Origin of the sequence: Pseudomonas sp. MF6767, from assembly GCF_016405475.1 — a bacterium.
Taxonomy (GTDB): Bacteria; Pseudomonadota; Gammaproteobacteria; order Pseudomonadales; family Pseudomonadaceae; genus Aquipseudomonas; species Aquipseudomonas paracarnis.
In genome coordinates this window covers 1-18566 of the sequence record NZ_JAEKCY010000016.1, presented here as the reverse complement: position 1 = coordinate 18566, position 18566 = coordinate 1, and the positions used below count along the sequence as shown (strand labels likewise).

General features: G+C 60.3%; 12 protein-coding genes and 2 pseudogenes. 2 read left to right on the top strand and 12 right to left on the bottom strand.

Annotated features, from left to right (window positions below):
- Nucleotides 1–30 precede the first annotated feature (30 nt).
- Together mmsB and JFT58_RS22230 are read right to left on the bottom strand one after the other, a co-directional pair.
- Complete coding sequence (gene mmsB, locus JFT58_RS22235) at nt 31–918, bottom strand: 3-hydroxyisobutyrate dehydrogenase (protein ID WP_054896996.1); 888 nt, start codon at nt 916–918, stop codon at nt 31–33.
- A 15-nt stretch (nt 919–933) separates the two neighbouring features.
- On the bottom strand, nt 934–2451 hold the full coding sequence (locus JFT58_RS22230) for a CoA-acylating methylmalonate-semialdehyde dehydrogenase (RefSeq protein WP_054896997.1): 1518 nt from the start codon (nt 2449–2451) through the stop codon (nt 934–936).
- A gap of 133 nt (nt 2452–2584) precedes the next feature.
- Between JFT58_RS22230 and JFT58_RS22225 the strand changes: the two genes are divergently transcribed.
- On the top strand, nt 2585–3562 hold the full coding sequence (locus tag JFT58_RS22225) for a LysR family transcriptional regulator (RefSeq protein ID WP_054896998.1): 978 nt from the start codon (nt 2585–2587) through the stop codon (nt 3560–3562).
- Here the strand turns inward: JFT58_RS22225 and JFT58_RS22220 are convergent.
- The 4 genes and pseudogenes from JFT58_RS22220 to JFT58_RS30405 form a co-directional block, all read right to left on the bottom strand.
- Nucleotides 3559–4506: a LysR substrate-binding domain-containing protein gene (locus tag JFT58_RS22220; RefSeq protein ID WP_054896999.1), complete on the bottom strand. Its 948-nt coding sequence runs from the start codon at nt 4504–4506 to the stop codon at nt 3559–3561. The genes JFT58_RS22225 and JFT58_RS22220 overlap by 4 nt on opposite strands.
- Nucleotides 4506–5354 (bottom strand): EamA family transporter, encoded by an 849-nt coding sequence (locus JFT58_RS22215; protein WP_054897000.1) that lies wholly within the window; start codon nt 5352–5354, stop codon nt 4506–4508. Before JFT58_RS22215 ends, JFT58_RS22220 begins: the two co-directional genes overlap by 1 nt.
- 53 nt (nt 5355–5407) lie before the next feature.
- Nucleotides 5408–5962, bottom strand: a pseudogene (locus JFT58_RS30410) (TauD/TfdA family dioxygenase); the annotation flags it as partial.
- A 21-nt stretch (nt 5963–5983) separates the two neighbouring features.
- Nucleotides 5984–6355, bottom strand: coding sequence for a hypothetical protein (locus JFT58_RS30405; protein WP_229999938.1), 372 nt, complete (start codon nt 6353–6355; stop codon nt 5984–5986).
- 148 nt (nt 6356–6503) lie between these two features.
- Here JFT58_RS30405 and JFT58_RS22205 point away from each other — a divergent pair.
- Nucleotides 6504–6599 (top strand): annotated as a pseudogene (locus JFT58_RS22205) (DUF3077 domain-containing protein); the annotation flags it as partial.
- Nucleotides 6600–6695: 96 nt separating this feature from the next.
- Here JFT58_RS22205 and JFT58_RS22200 read toward each other — a convergent pair.
- The 6 genes from JFT58_RS22200 to recC all read right to left on the bottom strand — a co-directional run bounded on the left by JFT58_RS22200 (nt 6696) and on the right by recC (nt 18344).
- Nucleotides 6696–7184: an OmpA family protein gene (locus tag JFT58_RS22200; protein WP_034128792.1), complete on the bottom strand. Its 489-nt coding sequence runs from the start codon at nt 7182–7184 to the stop codon at nt 6696–6698.
- 5 nt (nt 7185–7189) lie between these two features.
- Complete coding sequence (locus JFT58_RS22195; protein ID WP_034128793.1) at nt 7190–8452, bottom strand: diguanylate cyclase domain-containing protein; 1263 nt, start codon at nt 8450–8452, stop codon at nt 7190–7192.
- Nucleotides 8449–9015 (bottom strand): YfiR family protein, encoded by a 567-nt coding sequence (locus JFT58_RS22190; protein ID WP_034128794.1) that lies wholly within the window; start codon nt 9013–9015, stop codon nt 8449–8451. The genes JFT58_RS22195 and JFT58_RS22190 overlap by 4 nt, the downstream gene beginning before the upstream one ends.
- Before the next feature lie 139 nt (nt 9016–9154).
- A complete protein-coding gene (gene recD, locus JFT58_RS22185) occupies nt 9155–11227 on the bottom strand; it encodes an exodeoxyribonuclease V subunit alpha (RefSeq protein ID WP_057975033.1) in 2073 nt (690 codons plus the stop codon).
- Nucleotides 11224–14895 carry an exodeoxyribonuclease V subunit beta gene (gene recB / locus JFT58_RS22180; RefSeq protein ID WP_054897002.1) on the bottom strand — a complete coding sequence of 1224 codons (3672 nt, stop codon included), beginning with the start codon at nt 14893–14895 and terminating at the stop codon, nt 11224–11226. The genes recD and recB overlap by 4 nt, the downstream gene beginning before the upstream one ends.
- Entirely contained in the window at nt 14892–18344 is a 3453-nt protein-coding gene (recC, locus tag JFT58_RS22175; protein WP_054897003.1) for an exodeoxyribonuclease V subunit gamma, read from the bottom strand. The genes recB and recC overlap by 4 nt, the downstream gene beginning before the upstream one ends.
- Nucleotides 18345–18566 lie beyond the last annotated feature (222 nt).

The following is an 18566-nucleotide window of genomic DNA, read 5'->3' as shown; positions in this document are numbered from 1 at the left end:
CGAGGGAGCTTGCTCCCTCGCCACAGGTATTTATTTGGGCTTGCGATAGCTGTTGATGATCGCCGAGAAGTCCTTGCCCCCTTCCCCACGCTGGCTCATGGATTGATACAACTGCTGGGCCACTGCGCCGAGAATCACCGGCTGATGCGCCTGGCGCGCAGCCTCAGTCGCAAGGCCCAGGTCCTTGAGCATCAGGTCGGCACCAAAACCACCGGTATAGCCACGCGATGATGGCGCGGTCTCGATCACGCCTGGCCAAGGATTGTAGGTATCGGAACTCCAGCAGCGCCCCGTGGAGCTGTTGATGATGCCGGCCAGCACTTGTGTATCAATGCCAAGTGCATCGCCCAGGGCCATGGCTTCACTGACGCCGACCATGCTGATACCCAGCAGCAGGTTGTTGCAGATCTTGGCGATTTGCCCAGTGCCGACATCACCACAGTGCACGATGTTGCGGCCCATTTGCGCCAGCACCGGTTGCAGGGTGGCGAACAGTTCCGGGTTGGCGCCAACCATGAAGGTCAGCGTCCCGGCCTGGGCACCGCCGGTGCCACCGGAGACCGGCGCATCGGCCACTGCCACACCTTGTTTGGCTGCCGCAGCCGCTACTTCACGGATGGTTTGCGGGTCAATGGTGCTGCAATCCACGGCGGGGATGCCTTTGCCGATGCCGGCGAGTACACCGTCTTCATTCAGCCACACGCTGCGCACATGGGCGGCTGCCGGCAGCATGGTAATCACCAGTTCGGCACCTTGGGCCGCATCACGCGGCGAGCTGCTGATGGTGCCGCCCAGTTCGGCAAGTTCCTTGAGTACCGCCTGGTTCAGGTCGAACAGGTTAAGCGCGTGCCCAGCCTTGATCAGGTTGCGGGCCATGGGCGCACCCATGTTGCCCAGGCCGATAAATGCAATCTTCATGATCGTCTCCCAGGTTCAGCGCAGGTTGATGGTGGTGTTGACGCCATCGTTGACGGTGTCATCGTCGAACCAGCGGCTGGTGACGGTTTTGGTCTGAGTGTAGAACTGCACCACTTGCTTGCCATAAGGGCCCAGGTCGCCGAGCTTGGAACCGCGGGAGCCGGTAAAGCTGAAGAACGGCACTGGCACCGGGATGGGGATGTTGATGCCGACCTGGCCCACATCGATTTCGCTCTGGAATTTACGCGCCGCCGCACCGCTCTGGGTGAACAGGCCCGTGCCGTTGCCGAACGGATTGGCGTTGACCAGGGCGATGGCTTGATCGAGGGTGTCGACTTCCAGTACCACCAGCACCGGGCCGAAGATTTCCTCGGTGTAGATGCGCATGTCGGTGGTCACGCCTGAGAACAGGGTGGGGCCGACAAAGTTGCCTTGCTCAAAGCCCGGCACTTTGATGTCGCGGCCGTCCAGCTCCAGCTTGGCGCCTTGTTTCACGCCGCTTTCGATCAGTTCCAGGATACGTGCCTTGGCGCGCTTGGAGATCACCGGGCCGACATCCGTGCCCGCTTCGCTGCCGGCGTTGACCTTGAGCTTTTGTGCCAGGGCCTTGAGGTCTGGCAGCCACTGCTTGGCCGCGCCCACCAGCACCACCACCGAGGTGGCCATGCAACGCTGGCCAGCCGCGCCGAAACCGGCACCGACCAGGGCGTTGAGGGTGTGTTCTCGGTTGGCATCCGGCAGCACCACCGCGTGGTTCTTGGCGCCCATCATCGACTGCACACGCTTGCCGTGTTTGCCGGCCAGGTCGTAGACATGGGTGCCCACAGCCGTCGAACCGACGAAGGACACCGCCTTGATGTCTTTGTGAGTGCACAGCGCATCCACCACGTCCTTGCCGCCATGCACCACGTTGAGCACGCCGGCTGGCACACCGGCTTCCAGCGCCAGCTCCACCAGCAGCATGGTCGACAACGGGTCTTGCTCGGAAGGCTTGAGTACAAAGGTGTTACCGCAGGCAATCGCCATCGGGAACATCCACAGCGGAATCATCGCCGGGAAGTTGAACGGGGTGATGCCGGCGCACACCCCGATAGGCTGGCGCAGGGTGTAGGTGTCCACGCCGCCGGCCACGTTCTCGGCGAACTCACCCATTTGCAGGGTGCCAATGGAACAAGCGTGCTCCACCACTTCCAGGCCACGAAAAATATCGCCCTCGGCATCGGCAATGGTCTTGCCCTGCTCGGAGCTGAGGACTACAGCAATGCGCTTGGAATGTTCGCGGATCAAGGCTTGGAGCTTAAGCATGATGCGCATGCGCGCGCCGATCGGCGTGAGTTTCCAGGTCTGGAACGCTTGATGGGCAGCGTCGATGGCCGCGTTGACTTCATCGGCGGTGGCAAACGGGACTTTGGCCAGCACTTGCTGGGTGGCCGGGTTGACGATGTCTTGCCACTCGGTGGTCTTGGACTCGACCCACTCACCGTTGATCAGCAACTTGACCTGTTGCACGGAAATATCGGCAGATGCGTTCATGGGGTCTCCAGAATCTTGTAGTTATGCAGAGAACCAAGGCGTTGAATCGCCTTGAAGAATGAGGCGTTCGGACTGTTTTTGGAGTATAGATGTGCAAATCTCTAATAAGAACGCACATAAAAGCCGGTCCAATATGCAAAAAAACATCACCTCCCTGGGCGCCCTGAACTGGGATGACCTGAAGTTTTTCCTCGAAGTAGCCCGCACCCGCAAGGCTAGCGTGGCCGCCAAGCGCCTGGCGGTGGACTACACCACCGTGTCGCGGCGCATCAGCTCTCTGGAAGTGTCCCTCGGCACGCTGCTGTTCGAAAAATCCCGGACCAACGGCTTCGTGCTCACCAGCGAAGGCCAGCGGTTGCTGGGTTATGCCGAATCCATTGAAAGCACCCTGCACATGGCCTGCGAACAGGTGTCCGGGTCCGGCGTGGCACTTTCCGGCCATGTGCGCATGGGTTGCACCGAAGGCTTCGGCAGCTTCTTCGTCACCCCGCAACTGAGCCATTTCGTCGACACTTATCCAGCGATCTCGGTGGATATCCTGCCCCTGCCCCACTTCATCAGCCTGTCCAAGCGCGAAGCCGACATCGTCATCGCCCTGGAACGCCCGGAACACGGACCGTATGTGTGCTGCAAACTGTGCGACTACAAATTGCAGTTGTACGCCACCCAGGACTACCTCGACCAACACCCGCCGATCCGCAAACCTGCGGATCTGGCCGAACATCCGTTTATCAGCTATGTGGATGATTTGGCCTTCAGCTCAGAGTTGCTGTACCTGGCCAATGTGGTGCCCGGCGCCAGCGCCAGTTTGCGCAGTACCAGCGTGATCGCGCAGTACGTGGCGGCCCAGCAAGGCCGGTCGATGGCGATATTGCCGTGCTTTCTGGCCGCGCAGGACCCGCGCTTGCTGCCGGTGCTGGGAGAGCAGATTGCGATTACGCGGCAGTTCTGGATGTATTGCCGGGAGGATTTGAGGAAGTTGAAGCGGATTACTTTGTTGTGGGATTACATTCGGGAAGTGACAGAGCAGAATCAGGGGTTGTTGATGGGGCAGACGCGGGAGATCAGGTTTGCGAAGCTAAAAGGAGCAACAGAGGCTTCCTACCTTTAGACCGCTCCTGCTGCAGCAATTTGCGGATGCCGAAGCCGAACTTCGCGCAGAAACTCACCCGCGCTGCTCTTGAGCCATTCAATCAGCCGAGCAATCTCCGGCTCCGACTGACGCCCGTTTCGACAAATGATGTAGTAGGCCGCAGGGGACATCATCACAGGGCTATTCAACGCAACTAACGCACCGTCTTCCAGTTGGTCATACACCAACGCAGTCCTGCCCAGCGCAATCCCTCCGCCCTTCACCGCCAAGCTGATCGCCAGGCTCGAATCCGGAAATCTCGGCCCGTGGTGATAAGGCGGCGGCGCCAGCCCCTGAAACGCAAACCAGCTTTCCCACCCCGGACATACCTGATCGTCCACCCGATGAATCAGCGGATAGCGGGCGACATCCTCCAGAACAATGCCGCCCTTCAACCGCAGAAAATCGGGCGAACACACGGGGAATACGGCGTCGCGCATCAACAGTTCGACATAATGATCCGGATAGTCACCGTACCCCATCACCACGGCGACATCGTATTGATGGGCCTCCAGGCTGGTGCTGCTCATGTCGGCGCTGGTCAACACCAGATCCAGGTTGAATGAAGCCTGCGTGTGAGAGCCGTGCATCCTGGGGATTAGCCACGTCGAACAGAGGGAAGACGTGCATGATAGGTATAACGGTTGGGACTTACCGGGATTGAGTGAATGCAATACCCCATCCAGCGCCTTGAAAAACTCATCGGTAACTGGCAACAGAGCCTGCCCTGCTGCAGTCAGCTTGACGCCGCGTGAGTGCCGCTCAAACAACGACACGCCCCACCATTCCTCCAAGCCCGCGATTTGATGGCTAATGGCACTGGCGGTGAGGTTAAGCTCAGACGCTGAACGGGCGAAACTACCGGTTTGCGCTGCGCTGACGAACGCCTGAAGCATAGGTGTGGGGGGCGGACGCTGGGCCATCAGGTGCTCACTTTGATCAAAATGATCCCGCAAACAATGACGAACGCCGAAAGCATCCGTCGCCAACCGAACCGTTCGTGAAAGAACAGCGCAGCAATAATGGCGCCGATAATAACACTGGTTTCCCGCAGAGCTGAGACCTTGGCCACCGCGTCCAGCGACAAGGCAAACAACACCAATCCGTAAGACGCCAGGTAAAAAACACCGCCTAATAGCCCAACTCGCCAGTGCCCACGTATCGCACGAGCCAAGGTTGAACGTTCTTTGGAAAACGCCAGCATCGGGATCGGGATACTTTGGAATACTGTCAGGTAAATAATGTACTGCAGCACCGTCTCACTGGCTCTTACACCTTTAGCATCCACCACCGTGTAAGACGCAATAAACGCACCGGCGCACACCGCCATCAGGATCGGCTTGAACATCTGCGCCGTCATCCTGCGCACAAAGGTCAAGCTGATAATCCCCACACAAATCAGCAACACTCCCGTCAACGCCTGGGAGGACAACTGTTCATGCAGCAGAAAGTAAGAAAACAGCACGACCAATACGGGCGGCACCCCACGCATCACCGGGTAAACCTGACCGAAGTCACCCGTTTCGTACGCTTTAATCAAAAATAGCCGGTAGACCGTATTGAGCACCACAGAGACGAGTATATAGCCCCATACCTCCAGGCTAGGCACACTTACAAACGGCAACGCCAGCAGGCATATCACTAGCGCGGTGCCGTCGACCATGGCCAAGGTCATGAAGCGACTGCTACCGGCGCGAACTACGGCATTCCAAGTGGCGTGCATAAAGGCAGAAATCAAGACCAACGTGATCGCGATATCGGAGTTGTCCATGGGGCTCGGCTTATGTCGGATATGGGAGGACTTACGTTATGAATACCGATGCATCATCGTTTGCGTAACCACAGCCGTAGCATATAACGATTAAGATCACTCAAAGGCTCAGCATCATTGATCTCGGAACGTGGAGCGTTCATATCAATGAAGTGCGTGCGCGTATGCAGAAACTTGTTATCGGCTGAAATAAGCACTTGCCCTGGCTCCAGCAGTACTCGATGCTGAACCGATGACTGATCGAGAACGGTATCCAGAAAGTCCAGTGCCTGGGTTTGAGCTGCTGTTAAAGGCACTCCTGCCTTAAGGTGAGCTGACTCAATGTAGACTCGAAAGTATCTGATCAGTGGAATACCTTCACTGGAAAAGCTGAGGATGGGGGCTTTAAACAGTTTTTCATCCTCTGACATGCCGCGATTCTCAAAAAAGAAGTCGCATTTGAGCGCTTCCAATACTTCTGGGAACGCCATCAGCTCGGCGTATACCGCGCTTGCATCGATGAGAATGCTCTCACCTCCTAAAAGTGCTTTCTGTCCACAGGCCAGGATCAAGTAATCGATAGGCAACGGGTCGCTCACACCATCGTTATGTACATAGGCGCCTTGACGGGTCTGATGGTATCTCGCACCTTACTCAATGCTTTTGCCACCTCGGTCATAAACCTCAATCACTTTATGACCAAGATGATTCTGTACCATTGGGACACCGAGTAAGGAACCGAATGTCCACACCAGAGATTTGAACGTTGAAAGTTTATCCACCTTAAAGCCATCGAGAATCAAGACATGACTTTCATGATCGATCATATTTCGTATTCTATTCAGCTCCTCTCTCAGCACGCTTGACTGTAAAGGATTAATGTAAGCGACCTTGGTATCGAATCTAACACCTTGACTTACCGTCTCGAACAACTCTCTTATCGTCAATAGCTCAGCAAATGCATCTTTTGAAAGCCTGACTTTAGATACTTCCTGGCGAAAATGACTGACATTTATAGTCATCGCAATCCTTTACGGTAGTTACTTATAGCGTCCATTTAACTAAGCCCACCATTTGCGAAAAAGCGAAACTTCATCAGCCCAGCCATTAAAATTCGTCATGACAGGTCTTTCCTACAGAGAAAACTCCTAATGGTCGTTGGTAGGTTTTCGCGGCGACCAATACGCATGGGCCGCGCATTATATGTATGAGAGGGGCAAGGCCGTGGTGGATGACTTGACGCGGGCGATGACACCGAGCCGTTGAGCGAACATTCTTGCTAGCACATCGCAGAACAACTGTGAGAGGGGCTTGCCCCCTCCCACATTGGATTGCATTTCAGCTTGGGAAAGGTGAACCCGCTTAGTCTGCGATCACTACGATCGACACCCGGCGATTCTCGGTGCGGCCTGCTGTGGTCGTATTCGGCGCTACCGGCTCGCTGCTGCCCAGGCCGCGCAGTTGGATGTTTTCTTCTTTCATGCCCACGCGGGTCAGCACCTTGCCCACGCTTTTGGCGCGGCGCAGGGACAGGGCAACATTGTAGGGCTCTTTGCCCGAGGCGTCGGTGTGGCCGTCGACACGCACACGCTCGATACCCGCGCCTACCAGGGCCTGGCCGATGCGTTCGACGATGTCGGTGCTGGGTTTGTTGAGGGTTTCGACGTCGCTGCCAAACAGCACTTTGCCGGACAGGCCGAAGGCCCAGCCTTCATCGGTCAGCTCGAAGCCTTGCTGCTTGAGCACGGCGACTTGCGCCGGGGTCAGGCCTTTGGGTGGCGTCTGGCAGCCGCTGAGGGCCAGGAAGGCCACGAGCAAAGAAATAAATAAAACGCGTGTGTTAGCGAACAAGGGAATCAACTCCTGTGTTGAACGTTGGCGACGGGGTGCTCCGACTCCGCCGTTTGCTGGCCGCCCGAAGACAATCGTTTGGCCTGGTACATCGCCGCGTCGGCAGCGTTGAGCAAGGTCCCTGGCGTGGCACCATGCTCGGGATAAATCGCAATGCCGATACTGAGGGAGGTCAACACCTGGGTGTCTCCAGGCAGTGGAATCGGCATGTCCATGCTGGCAATGATTTTGTCGGCGATGCGCTGGGCGTCTTCGGCCTTGTGCAGGGGCGCCAGCAATACCGCGAATTCATCACCGCCCAGGCGCGCCACCAGGTCGTCCTCGCGCAGTTGCGCCCGCACGCGGTCGGCAACGGCCACCAGCACGGCATCGCCAGCGGCGTGACCGAAGCTGTCGTTGATGTCTTTGAAACGATCGCTGTCGAGGAACAGCACTGCCACCCGCTCGTTGACCTTGGCCGCGCTGCGCAGGGCACGGATCAGCCGGCCTTCGAAGAACGCGCGGTTGGGCAGGCCGGTGAGGCTGTCGTGGCTGGCCTGGTGGGCCAGGGTTTCGTTTTCGCTTTGCAGGTGGCTTTGCCAGGCCTCCATCTCACCGAGCAGGGCGTTGAAGTCGCTGCCCAGGCTGTCGAGTTCGGCGATCTGCGCCGAGGGTACGCGGCGGTCGAAGTCTCGCTCGCTGCGGGCGGCGTGGGCGACGGCAGCCAGGCGTTGCAATGGCACGGTGATACCATTTAACAGACGCCGTGACAGATGCAACGCCACCCAGGCGCTGAGGGCGGTGCAGATCAGAATCCCGATCAAGCCACTGAGCAAGAAGCGCAACAGGCTGCCACCGTGGCCGACCAGATGGATGCTGCCGACGGTTTGCCCCTGGCGCAGGATCGGCTGGCTGATGGGCTGTTCGAGCAGGGCGTGCGCTATTTGCAGCTCGACCCGTGACAACATGCCGGTTTCCGGGCGAACCCAGCGCGCCAGCAGCTTGCCGTTGATATCGAATACTTCTGCCTGGGCCACTTCTTCGGTAGAGGCAATCAGGCTCAGGGCTTCGGTGGCCGCCGCACTGTCGTTGAACACCACGGCTGCTTCCACGGTGTAGTTGATCGAGCGGGCGATCAGGTGCAGGTTGTGCTCGGCGTAAACCCGCAGGGCAAGTACGCCCAGCAGGGTCAGGGACACACTGGCCAGGGTCACGGCTACCAGCGCCAGGATCATATGCCCGCGGGCAATTACCGAGCGCAGGGTCGGCCGCACTTTATCGCGACTCATGAGCCAGGCGCTCGACGACGGGACAACTGCAACACACTGGGATGGATGCGCACGCCGCTACGGGCGACGGAATCCAGGTTGACCTCGAACGACACCTGCTCATCGCTGACGCGCAGGCAGAACAGGCTGCCCACCGTGCATTGGTCGCCCCCTTCGCTGATGCTGAGTACGGGATGGCCGATCAATGAGGTAAACAGGCGGTTGCGTTCGTCGGGGGTGATTTTGCCGATGTAGACGGCATCACAGGCATTGACGATATCCGGATGATCGACCAGCAGGCGCCGCACCAGCACCGGACGACCGGTGGCCTGGGTGGTGCCTTTGACCAGGTCATCGGTGTACTGAGTCGGCCCGACAATGCACAGCCGCAATTGCGCAGGCTCAACCGGCCAACGGGCGTAGCTGAGGATACCGAGCACCACTTGGGTGACCGCCTGCGCACGGTGCTCGGCCAGGCTGGGCGTCTGCGCAAATAGGCGCGGCGCAAGCAGGCACAGCACCGTCACCAGTAACAGGCGTCTCCAACTCAAACTGCGCGCTTTGGGCGAGACAGCCACGTTCATGCAGCGATACTCTCAAGTGTTTTCCAGGATGATGCCGCAACGATAGCACAGCGGCGGACATCCCCACGAAGCACAGCATTCGAGGGGTTCGCTATTTTTTCAGAAAAATCAGACATCTGAATAAGAAATATCGCCTGACCTACCAGTCATTTTTTTCAGACGGAAGGTCCAACTCCAACATCAATCCGCTCAGACGCTTGACCTTGCGCCGCACCGCTTCCTCAAACACGCCGCCGCGCGGCTCAACCAGGCTGAACCAACGTTTGGCACGGGTGATACCGGTATAGATCAGCTCTTTGGTCAGCACCGGGTTAAGGGCATCCGGCAGGATCAGCGCGGTGTGAGTGAACTCCGAGCCCTGGGATTTGTGCACGGTCATGGCGTACACGGTTTCCACATCATTCAAGCGGCTGGGCAATACAAAGCGCACGCCGCCCTGGCCATCGTTACGTGGAAAGGCCACCCGCAGGACGTGGGGGCCACCGTCGCTTTCGGGCAATTTCAGGGCGATGCCGATGTCGCCGTTCATCAGGCCGAGCCCGTAATCGTTGCGGGTCATCAGCACCGGTCGGCCTTCGTACCACTGCTCGTCACCTTCGATCAGGCGTACCTTGCGCAACGCCGCGGTGATGCGCAGGTTGAGCCCTTCGACGCCCCACGGGCCCTTCCGCACGGCGCAAAGCAGTTGAAACGCGTCGAAGGCGTGCAGCAGTTGTTGCGCCCAAGCAGTCCAGGCTGGACCGTCACGCGGTGTGTCCGCAGAGGGGCGCGCCGATTGCAGCAGGTTCAGGTAGTAGCGATAACCTTGGGCGCCATCGCCCTGCCCGTCCAGTACCAGGCGCTCAAGGGCGTGGTCATGCTCACCCTTGAGGCTGACGCAGAACAGGTCGTCGTGACGGCCTGCAGCTAACAGCTGGCGGGCCTCTTCGGCGTTTTGCTGGTTGACCCAACGCGCCAGTTGACCAATACCGCTGCCCTCGCCGAAGCGGCGCGAATAGCGCAGCATCACCACTTGCTGGGCCAGGGGATGGCTGCCATCGAGGTCTTCTTGCAAGCCGCTGCTGCTGAGGTCTTCACCGCTAACGGCTTGCAGCCAGTGGCGAGTCTGCGGGCTGTACCAGCCGGCTTCGGCATCGCGGCACAAGTCGCCGAGTACGGCCCCCGCTTCTACCGAGGCCAGTTGGTCTTTGTCGCCCAGCAATACCAGGCGTGCATGGGGCGGCAGGGCGTCGAGCAGGTTGGCCATCATTTCCAGGTCGATCATCGAGGCTTCGTCCACCACCAGCACATCCAAAGGCAGCGGGTTGCCCGGGTGGTGACGGAAGTGACGGGTGCCCGGACGGCTGCCCAACAAGCGGTGGACCGTGGTGACCTGGGTGGGGATTTTTTCCCGCACGTTGTCGGGCACTGTCAGTGACAGCACTTGCTGGCTGATGGATTCGGTCAGGCGCGCAGCGGCTTTACCGGTGGGCGCAGCCAGGCGAATACGCAACGGGCTGCCGGACTCCACGGCGGGCGCCTGCAATAGCGCGAGCAGGCGCACGACGGTGGTGGTTTTACCGGTACCGGGGCCGCCGGTGACGATGCTGAAGGCGCCGCGGGTCGCCAGGGCGCAGGCGAGCTTTTGCCAGTCAATCACCCCATCGGGCGCCGGTTGGTCGAACAGGCGATTGAGCCGTTGCGGCAGATCGGCGGCGGCGTCTTCCACGCTGGCAAGGCGCAGGCGCAGGGCGCGGTCGATACGCCGCTCGTAGGCCCAGTAGCGGCGCAGGTACAGGCGCTTGCCGGACAACACCAACGGGCGGCTACGAGCCTCCTCGCTGCCATCGACGGCCAGCGCAACCAACGGGCTTGAAGCCAGGGCATGGCACCAATGCGCGCCATCCAGGCCGTGCAGCAACTGTGAGGGTAGCAGCATGGCGCCGGTGTGCAGGTCGCCTTCGGGCGGCAATGACAGGGCGAAATCCGGCGCCTTGAGGGTTTCGAACACATCCAGGCAGACGTGGCCATGGCCCAGTTGATGGCTGGTCAAGGCCGCCGCCAGCAGCACCAGGGGATCGGCCTTTGGGTCCAGCTCGTACAGGAAACCGACAAAGGCTTTGTCCAAGGCGCGCAGCCAACCCCGCTCGACCCAACGTGCAAGCAACTGCAGCAGGTCGGCGGCACGATCGAGGGGCAAAAGCGCCTCCAGCGGTAACGGCGACAGGCTCATAAGAGCACTCCTTGTTCCCAGGCGGGCTCAACCTTGGGTGGGATGGGCTTGCCCTGGAACAACAGGTCCAGGCTCTCGATCAACTCACGAGGCGGTCGGGTAAAATACGCGCCCTGGCTCACCGACTGGCTACCGCGCAGGAACAGGTACAGGGCACCGCCGACGTGCTGGTCATAATCGTAATGCGGCAGGCGCGCCTTGAGTTGGCGGTGCAGGGCCAGCAGGTAAAGTACGTATTGCAGGTCGTACCGATGCTCGAGGATCGAGTGTTCCATGGCGTCCTGGGTGTAGGCAGAGTCGTCAGGGCCGAGCCAATTGGATTTGTAGTCGGCCACGTAGTAACGGCCATCGTGCTCAAACGTCAGATCGATAAAGCCTTTGAACATGCCGTTGAGCAGCACCGGTTCGGCGGCCACACGGGACACGCCGCCATGGGTGTGCTGGCACACCAGTTTGTCGAGGGCGAGTACGTCGACGGTGTGACTGGCAAACCAGAATTCCATCTCGATCTGGTACTGCTGCAGGCCACTGAGGGTGAAGCGCTCGTTGTACAGGGGCAGTGGCGTGTGCAGCAGGTGCTCCAGCCAGCCGCTGAGGGTGACGATCCAGCCTTCCCAGTTGCGGCGGTTACAGCGCGCGCCCACGGCTTTTTCGATCGCCTCCGGGGTCACGTTGAAACCTTCTTCACCGGCCCATTCCAACAAGCCGTGAAGGAAAGTGCCTGGGTTGGGACCGCGTGGGAAACGGTGAATATCCCCGCCGGCCGCGACCGTTTCCCGAGGGGCATCGGGGTCGAGGCGTTCGTCATCGAACAGCTTCTGGGCCTGTGGGCTTTCGGGGGCTTCGAGGTTGGCGGCGCTCATGCTGTCGCCAATGCGCAAGGCGCTATAGGAGGCAATCCACCAGTTTTCTGCGGCCTTGCGTGCAGGCAGCAACGGCGCGAGCAGGGTCGCTTGGTTGCGCGGCGGGTGGAACAAGATGTCTTGGGCGTCCGGCACAAGGTCAAAACCGATGGCCGCGCAGCCTTGCTGCAAGTCCAGCAACCAGCGCGCCAGACCCGCTGATTCGCTCAACGACGCGCCGGCACCGAGCAAATAGCCCAATGCAGACAGGTGCAAGACCGAGCTGCTGTTATTGCCGCGTTTGAGGTCGGCGATGCCCAGCCAGCAGGCGTGTTTGGCGCGGGTCAAGGCCACGTACAACAAACGCAGGTCTTCGGCCAGGCGCTCATCGTCGGCTTGGGCGATCAACTCGGCCGTGGGTCGCAGGCTGACGTGGGACTTGCCGTGTTCATCGTGGTAATGCAACGGCAAGCGACTGCCATCCACGGGCTTGGCCGAACAGATGAACGGCAGGAACACCAAGTCGTATTCCAGGCCCTTGGATTTGTGGATGGTCACCACTTTGACCAGTTGCTCGTCGCTTTCCAGGCGCAGGATCTGTTCTTCACCGACCTGCCCCGACAGCGCCAGATGCTCGGCCAAATGACGGATCAACGCCTGCTCGCCATCCAGTTCCGAGGCGGCCTGTTGCAACAATTCACTGAGGTGCAACAGGTTGGTCAGCACCCGCTCGCCATCACTGCGGGCGATGAGGGTTTGCGGCAGCTTGAAGTCGTGGAGCAGGCGACGCAGCATCGGCAACACGCCTTGGGTACGCCAGATGGCACGGTAGCCACGGAACTGCATCACCCGTGATTCCCACGCCAGTTCGTCCTGATTCAGACACTCCAGCTCCGACAGGGACAGGTTCAGAGTGACGCAGGCCAGGGCTGCACGCAGCGGGCGTTCGACATCCGGTTCCGCGCAAGCCTTCAACCAGGCCAACAGGTCATGGGCTTCCTGGGCGGCAAACACCGAGTCTTTGTCCGACAGGTACACACTGCGCACGCCGCGGCGGGCCAGTTCGGCACGTACGGCTTGGGCTTCCTTGCCATCACGCACGAGGATGGCGATGTCTGACGGCAACACGCCCTTTAGGGTGCCCTTTTTTACAAAGCCCGCGGTGCCTTGCTGCCCACCATTGAGCAGCGCAACGATTTGCGTGGCGCAGGCGGCGGCCAGGTGTTGACGATAAACCGCGTTGGAAATCGGCTGGTCGGTGGGCAGGTGCCAAAGGTTCATGGCCGGTAGCGTGTGACCGTCGACCTGCAACTGCTCGCTGCGGCCTTGGGACAGTACCGAATGGAACGGCACCGGGTTATCGCCATCAGGCTGGCGAAACAGGAACGCACCACGGCCGGTTTCCGCACGCTGGAACACATGGTTCACCGCCTCGACCATCGCATGGCTGGAGCGGAAGTTGGTGCCCAGGGTGTGATGGCGGCCGGTGGTGGCCTGCCGGGCGCGCAGGTAGGTGTAGATGTCGGCGCCGCGAAAGGCGTAGATCGCCTGCTTGGGGTCGCCGATCAGGAACAGGCCGCTGTCGAGGTGGTTTTCTTCGATGCGGTAGATGCTGTCGAAGATGCTGTATTGCACCGGGTCGGTGTCCTGGAATTCATCGATCAGGGCCACCGGGAATTGCTCGCGGATCACACTGGCCAGGCGCTCGCCACCGTCTGCCTGGAGGGCGGCGTTGAGGCGGATCAGCATGTCGTCAAACCCCATCTCGGCGCGGCGACGTTTCTCTTCCTCGAAACGTTTGCCGACCCAGCCGGCAGCGTGTTGCAGCACCGCCGCGTCGGGCGTTGGCAAGGCGTCGAGGCTGGCTTTGAGGCTGGCCATAGCCTCGATGCCAGGGTGCTGCGGCGGCTCGCCTTTCCACGCTTCGGCCATTCCGTCGGGCGTCAGGCGGGTGAAGCCGGTGCCGATGTCCAGTTGTTCCAGGGTTTCGTCAGCGGCCCAGGCGCTGATCTTTTCGAACCAGGGCTCGAAGTAACGTGCTTGCATCTTGCGCCCATCGACCGCTTTGGCAGCGACGGCTTGCAGGCAGATATCCCGCAACTCGGCAGCCCATTGTTGCCAGGGTGCCTTGAGGGCAACTAGCGCGGCGCGGCGTTCTTGCAGGCAGGCGCTGATCAGTTCGGCTGGCTCGCGGGTTTCGTCGGTGGGCCGCTCGCTGCCGAACAACGCACGCACCCGTGGCATCAGCGCCGCGGGGCCACCCCAATTATTGCGCACCCAGTTGAGCGCATCGTCGTGCATTGGGTAGCAGAACAAGCGCCAGTAGTCGCGCAGCACTTCGCCCAGCAGGTCGCTATGGTCGGTTTCCAGGGTTTGTGTGAACAGGCTGCCGCTGTCGAACGCATGTTCGCGCAGCATGCGCTGGCACCAACTGTGGATCGTGGAGACTGCGGCTTCATCCATCCATTGCGCGGCGATGTCCAGGCGATTGGCACAGGCGGGCCATTGCTGCGGATCATATTGCTCGCGCAGGTCGGCAATCAGCGCATCAGGCTGTTCGATTTCGTCACGGAAGAAGCGCGCGGCTTCGGCCAGGCGGATGCGGATACGTTCACGCAGTTCCTTGGTGGCGGCGTCGGTGAACGTCACCACGAGGATTTGCGGTGGCAGCAGTTCGCGGCCGAAACCGGATTCATCACCGCCGTGGCCGAGCACCAGACGCAGGTACAGGGCGGAGATGGTGAAGGTCTTGCCGGTGCCAGCACTGGCTTCAATCAACTGGCTGCCTTTGAGCGGGAACGCCAGGGCCAAGGGTTTGCCGATCATGCGCTGGCCTCCGTGCTGGAAAGCGATCGCCAGGGGGCGTTGATCAGCGGGCGATACAGGGTTTCGCACCAGCCTTCGAACTCTTCACTGGCGACCAGGGCCGCGTAGTCGGGAAATTGCCGCGTAAGGGCAGGCGTTTCGCGGCGTTCGCCGTCAGTGGTGATGCCATCGCCTTCATAGGCTTTGCTCGCAGCCGCTTGGGCCTTGGCGGGATCAGCCTGGCCGAGCCAGGCGAACGCGGTTTTCACTGCGACCGGAAGCGGCGCGCTCATTCCCGTGTGCCAGGCCAACAGCAGGTTACCGAGAATGTCCTCGGCGCCGGCCTTGTCCAGTGGGGCCAACAACAAGGTGTCGTCACTGGCTACCAGGCCGGTGCTCAAGGGCAGGCCACAGGCGCAGGCCACCACGTGATTGACCCAGGGGCGGATGAGGCGGTGCCACTTACGTGTCTTGATCGAACCAATACTGTTGGGGATGGTGGTGACGCTTAAAAGTCCGCCATCACTGCGTCGGTGCAGACCGCTGATCCAACCTTCCAGCTGGATGCCTTGGTACGCAAAGCTGACCGGTTCAGCACCAGTATGCGGGGTGGGCCACAACGCCAGAAGCTGTTGATAGCGTTGCACCAGGTCCGGCAGCGGCTCGATCAGTTCGTTACGCAGGCATTCACCGAAACCCACCATCGGCAGCAGGCCGCTGCCTTGCAGCCGCAGGGCCTGGGCGGTGAGCGCCTGATCGAGTTGGTCGGGTTGGGTGAGGGCCGCGTTCAGCAGGCTGTCGCTTAGGCTGTAGCGTTGCAATGCGTCCAGCACGAAGGGTTCTTCGTCAGCCAGGGGCACTTCAGCGGCTTCGAAGAATACTTTCAGGCGCTGGCTGAAGAAGTGTTTGACCGGATTGCGCAGGAAGTCCTGTAACTGGCCAAGGCTCAGGGGTTCTTCCTGATGGTGAGGCGTCAAGCCTTGCTCTTGGGTGATGACCGCCGGTGCCTGATGCAGCAATTGCCATTCGCGCGCATAGCTGAACAACGAATCGCCTTCGTGGAAATAGCGGGCGCTGAAGGGTTGCAGCGGGTGCTCCTGGGACATTGCGTCGATCAGCGGCAGATCGTTGCTGGCGTGCTGCCAGCCGCTGGCGAGGTGGTCGCGTAGTTGGCCGATCAGCACCGAGGCCGGGCGATCGCTGTTGTCACGGATGCTGCGGCCTACCCAGCTGATGTACAGCTGGTCACGGGCTGACAGCAGCGCTTCGAGCAGTAAGTAGCGGTCGTCTTCGCGGCGAGAACGGTCGCCGGGACGGTAATCGCTGCCCATCAGGTCAAAATCCAGGGGGGGCTGGGCCCGCGGGTAATCGCCGTCGTTCATGCCCAGCAGGCAAACCAACTTGAACGGGATCGCACGCATGGGCATCAGCGTACAGAAATTGACCGCCCCCGCCAGGAAGCGCTGGGACAGGCGCCCCTGATCTAATCCGGCCAGCCATGCCTCACGTACTACCGTAAGAGGTAACTCGTCTTGCAAGCCGACGGATTCGCAGGTTTCCAGCCAGGTTTCTCTTAATTGTTCGAGCTGGCCCAGCAGGTAGTCATCGTGCTCGCTGCTGGGCAGGAAAAACAGCTGCATCAACCGTTGTAGACGCTCGCCCCAGGTTTGTGGCGACGCGGGTTCCGATAACGCTTGATGGGCATCGTTCAAGGCGTCAAGCAAGGCGACCAGTGGGCCGATCAAGGCCGCATCGAGGCCACCGATTTCGTCATAAGGTTCAATACCGTCGCAGGCCGTGCCGGTACCGACGGCATAGCCCAGCAGCATACGGCGCAGGCCGAATCGCCAACTGTTTTGCTCCAGTTCCGCGGGCAGGCCCAAACCGGCGCGTTGCTCGGCATTCAAGCCCCAGCGGATGCCGGCGCCTTCGATCCAGCGATGCAAGGTGGGCAGATCACGCTCTTTGATGGCGAAGCGTTCGCGCAGGGCCGGGACGTCGAGCAGGTCGAGGATTTCGCTGACAGGGAAGCGGCTGTCGGGAAGTTTGAGCAAGTGCTCGACGGCGATCAACAGCGGGTCGCGACCACGTTGGCCTTGGTCTGTGAGGGTGAAGGGGATGAAGCGTGGGTCATGCCGTTCGAGCTGACCGAAGACCGCGCGAATATGCGGGGCATAGCTGTCGACGTCGGGGACCATGACGATGATGTCCCGAGGGCGCAGGGTGGGGTCAGCGCTGAAGCGATGAAGTAATTGGTCGTGGAGGATTTCCACTTCGCGTTGGGCGCTGTGGGCGATATGGAAACGGATCGACGTATCGCGTTGCATGTCGACAGCGGGCCAGAGCTCACGGGTTTCATTCAACGGGCGCAGTTCGAGGATATCGTCCTGGAGTTGGTTGAGGAGCGTGGTGGGTTCGCTGTCGCTGAACAGGTCAATACGACCGTCGCGAAATGCGGCGCGGTAGCTGTTGGGGTCATCGTAGCTGTCCAGCAGGCTGATGTAATCACGGCCCTGCTTGCCCCAGGCAGCGAGCAGCGGATGGGCGTGCTGGTGCAAAGTTTGTGGGTCGATAGTGACGGGCATGCTCGTTTTGCGCGCCTGGCGTTTGTATTCGTTACGCAGCAAGTCCTTGTCGGCGACGATGTCCGACCAATGATGGCGGCAGGGGTTATGCACGCAGAGCAGGACCTGGCTGAAACGGGCCAGACCCGCCAAGGCTTCCAGCGCCTGGGCCGGCAGCGATGAGATGCCGAAGACGATCACCCGGGGAGGCAAGCCGGGCGGTGCTTGTTCAAGGCTGTTGATGCGCTCGATGAAGCGCTGATGTACGCCGGCCCGGCTTTCGGCCATGCCTGCTTCACCCACATCCAGCAGGAGCGCGCGCCACAGCTCGGCTTGCCAGCAGTTGGCTGGGTTGAGCGGTTTGGACTCGCCTCGACCATTGCGCAGTTGGTGCCGGCCTGCGGCCCAATCTTCCAGCCAGTCGGCACGGTAGACCTGGTATTGGTCGAAGAGGTCAGCCAGGCGCTCGGCGAGTTGGTAGCGTTTGCGCAGGTCGGTGTCTTGCGTCAGGAAGCGTTGCAGAGGCTCGAAGTGCGGTTGGTCGATCAGCTCGGGTAACAGCCGCATGAGGCGCCAGGTCAGCGGGGCTTTATCAAGCAGGGACTTGGGCGGGATTTCGTCACGGCCCAAAACCATACGATAAAGCTGCCACATAAAGCTGCCAGGCAGTTGCACGTCGATGGCTGCGGCAATGCCACAGCCGCCCATATCATCGGCTTGCGGGTCTTCGGCCAAGGCCAGCTTGAGCCATTGGGCGATGCCGTTGCTTTGTACTAGGGCGATTTCGTTTTCCAAAGGCGCCAGTGGGTAACGGCGCATCCAACTGACCACCAGGCTTCGCAGCTCGTCCAGGCGGTTGCCATGAACCACCATGAATCCAGGACTGAGGGACGTCGCGTCCGGCATAACGGCTTCCTTGGGAAAAGCAAAATCGAGGGATGGACTTTAGCACTGTGGTGCACGGGGCGAACACAAGGCGAACAAGTGTACGGCGACAAGGCGGACACTTTTCGAGCGCCCAAAACAAAACCCCAACTGCTTTCGCAATTGGGGTTTTGGAATTTAATCTTGACGATGACCTACTCTCACATGGGGAAACCCCACACTACCATCGGCGATGCATCGTTT

Bases quoted from the DNA above. Each gene is read 5' to 3' on its own strand.
- JFT58_RS30405 (WP_229999938.1), bottom strand. From the start codon at position 6,355: ATGACTATAAATGTCAGTCATTTTCGCCAGGAAGTATCTAAAGTCAGG.
- mmsB (WP_054896996.1), bottom strand. From the start codon at position 918: ATGAAGATTGCATTTATCGGCCTGGGCAACATGGGTGCGCCCATGGCC.
- JFT58_RS22215 (WP_054897000.1), bottom strand. From the start codon at position 5,354: ATGGACAACTCCGATATCGCGATCACGTTGGTCTTGATTTCTGCCTTT.
- JFT58_RS22190 (WP_034128794.1), bottom strand. From the start codon at position 9,015: ATGAACGTGGCTGTCTCGCCCAAAGCGCGCAGTTTGAGTTGGAGACGC.
- JFT58_RS22225 (WP_054896998.1), top strand. From the start codon at position 2,585: ATGCAAAAAAACATCACCTCCCTGGGCGCCCTGAACTGGGATGACCTG.
- recC (WP_054897003.1), bottom strand. From the start codon at position 18,344: ATGCCGGACGCGACGTCCCTCAGTCCTGGATTCATGGTGGTTCATGGC.
- JFT58_RS22195 (WP_034128793.1), bottom strand. From the start codon at position 8,452: ATGAGTCGCGATAAAGTGCGGCCGACCCTGCGCTCGGTAATTGCCCGC.
- recB (WP_054897002.1), bottom strand. From the start codon at position 14,895: ATGATCGGCAAACCCTTGGCCCTGGCGTTCCCGCTCAAAGGCAGCCAG.
- recD (WP_057975033.1), bottom strand. From the start codon at position 11,227: ATGAGCCTGTCGCCGTTACCGCTGGAGGCGCTTTTGCCCCTCGATCGT.
- JFT58_RS22230 (WP_054896997.1), bottom strand. From the start codon at position 2,451: ATGAACGCATCTGCCGATATTTCCGTGCAACAGGTCAAGTTGCTGATC.
- JFT58_RS22220 (WP_054896999.1), bottom strand. From the start codon at position 4,506: ATGGCCCAGCGTCCGCCCCCCACACCTATGCTTCAGGCGTTCGTCAGC.